Source organism: Desulfobulbaceae bacterium, from assembly GCA_015231515.1.
Taxonomy (GTDB): Bacteria; Desulfobacterota; Desulfobulbia; order Desulfobulbales; family VMSU01; genus JADGBM01.
The window spans coordinates 1-2,235 of the sequence record JADGBM010000219.1; the positions used below are offsets into that span (position 1 = coordinate 1).

The window sequence follows — 2,235 nt, forward strand, 5'->3', positions numbered from 1 at the left end:
TCTTTGACTCCTACCCGCCAATCAAAGACCGCCGCAAAACCCTTGAACAGGTCATGTCCCACCTCTTCATGCCCATGTTTTATACGTCACTGACCTCATCGGCCGGTTTTGCCTCTCTGGCCCTGACCCCTATTCCACCGGTACAGGCTTTTGGGATTTATGTGGCAATCGGCATTGTCCTTGCCTGGCTCTTCACTATTTTAGTTGTTCCGGCCTATATCATGCTCATGCCGGAAGCAAGCCTGCAGGGCTTCGGGGCAGCTGCCCACAAATCTGGTGACGGCCATGAATCTCTACTGTCACGCTTTTTGGTTAAAGCCGGTCAAACAACCTACACCAAGGCAAAGGGTATTGCCCTCTGCACAGTTATCGCTCTGCTCGTAAGTGGTTACGGAATAAGCCTGATCCAGATCAACGATAACCCGGTGCACTGGTTCACGTCAAAACACCCCATCCGGATCGCCGACAAAGTCCTCAACTCCCATTTTGGCGGAACCTACGAAGCCTTTCTTGTCCTTGAAGCAGAAAAGGTTAGCCTGTCGACAGAGCAGGCTGCCCAGCAGATTCGAAACTCCTTTGCCGCAACAGCCAAACAGTATGACGCCTCGCCACAAGCACTCGCCAAAGCCTTAACACTTATCACTAGTGCCCAACAGGATTCTCAAACCAGCGTTCAGCTTTTTGACAAAGTCTCTGATTCGGTCGAATACCAGTTAGATACAGCGGCAGACGACAGCTTTGAGATCTGGGCTGAATTTCTGGCAGGGATTGACCAACTCAAAAACCAGGACCAAATTTTCAAACGTCCTGATGTCCTGGACTATATTGAATCGTTACAAAAGGAACTGCTTCGCTCCGGTGTGGTAGGTAAAAGCAACTCCCTAACTGATGTTGTCAAAAAAATCCACCAGGAACTCTTTGAATCAAACCCGGAGCGATTTAGAGTTCCGGATACATCAAATGCCGTTGCTCAATGCCTGATCTCCTTCCAAAACAGCCACAAGCCCAACGATCTCTGGCATCTTGTTACTCCAGACTATCGAATGACCAATATTTGGGTTCAACTGAAAAAGGGTGATAACCAGATCATGGAACAGGTTGTCAGCCAGATTGAACATTTTTTCCAAGAAAATCCGCCCCCAGTGCCTTTGACCCATAATTGGGCAGGCCTAACGTACTTAAACGTCGAATGGCAAGACAAAATGGTATCCGGGATGCGGGATTCATTTTTCAGTAGTTTCGTAATAGTCTTTATTATGATGGCCTTCCTGTTTCGCTCACCACTTTGGGGCCTGCTGGCCATGATTCCCCTTACCGTAACCATTGTTGTCATTTATGGCTTCATCGGGTTGATCGGCAAAGATTATGATATGCCGGTTGCAGTACTTTCCTCACTTGCTTTAGGCCTGGCAGTGGATTTTGCTATCCATTTCCTCGAACGTACAAAAACAACTTATGCAGCTAAGGGCAATTGGCCTGATACGATACAGACAATGTTTGAAGAACCGGCCCGGGCAATCTCCAGAAACGTTATTGTTATTGCGGTGGGATTTATACCCCTGCTGGCAGCGCCTCTGGTTCCCTACCAAACTGTCGGGATCTTACTGGCAATAGCGATTAGCTTTGCAAGCTGCTGTTTGATCGCTTTCGGAGTTTGCTCATTATCGAGAAAAATATCGCGCTTTGCGGTTTTAATCCCAAGTTCCTGGGCGGTGACATACGCAACACTTCTGGCGCTGGTAAGGCTGTCTACGAAAAACAGATCGTTGTCTTTAACTACAGACAGTAGCCCGTGCATTGCTTTTTTGTCGGCTTCTCTTAATAGAGATTTTTTGTGCATACTTTTCCAATAGCCTACCTCACATTTTAGTTCAGAGTATTCTTTCTCGGTAATAAGAATCTGGGGGGATGGTACAATAGGAAAGGCAATTACTTGTTCAGCAACTTCGGCCGGAGGGAATTGTAATTGGTTTTGACAAGAGACAGACATGAAGCTAATGTAGCATATTAAAGTCCTCGTGTCCCGCACTTTTTACGAAAAAAATCTAAACCCGAATATTTACCCTCGATAGTAAATATTCGGCTTGAGCTAAAAACAGTTAAGTAGTAACATTTCCTCCTTAGCGGGTGTTTTTCCTCAGCCCAAAAGGGGCGTAACATACTAGCCCAGGGCAACGCCCTGGGATATAGGAACATTTAATAAATAGCCCTGAAAGGGCGTCACATAGGCTTAAA

Annotated in this window: 1 protein-coding gene; it reads left to right on the forward strand. The window is 46.6% G+C overall.

Annotation, left to right across the window (positions count from 1 at the left end; translation table 11 throughout):
• A partial coding sequence (locus tag HQK80_16500; protein ID MBF0223791.1) for an MMPL family transporter occupies positions 1-1,853 on the forward strand: 1,853 nt, incomplete at its 5' end.
• Between the last annotated feature and the right edge of the window lie 382 nt (positions 1,854-2,235).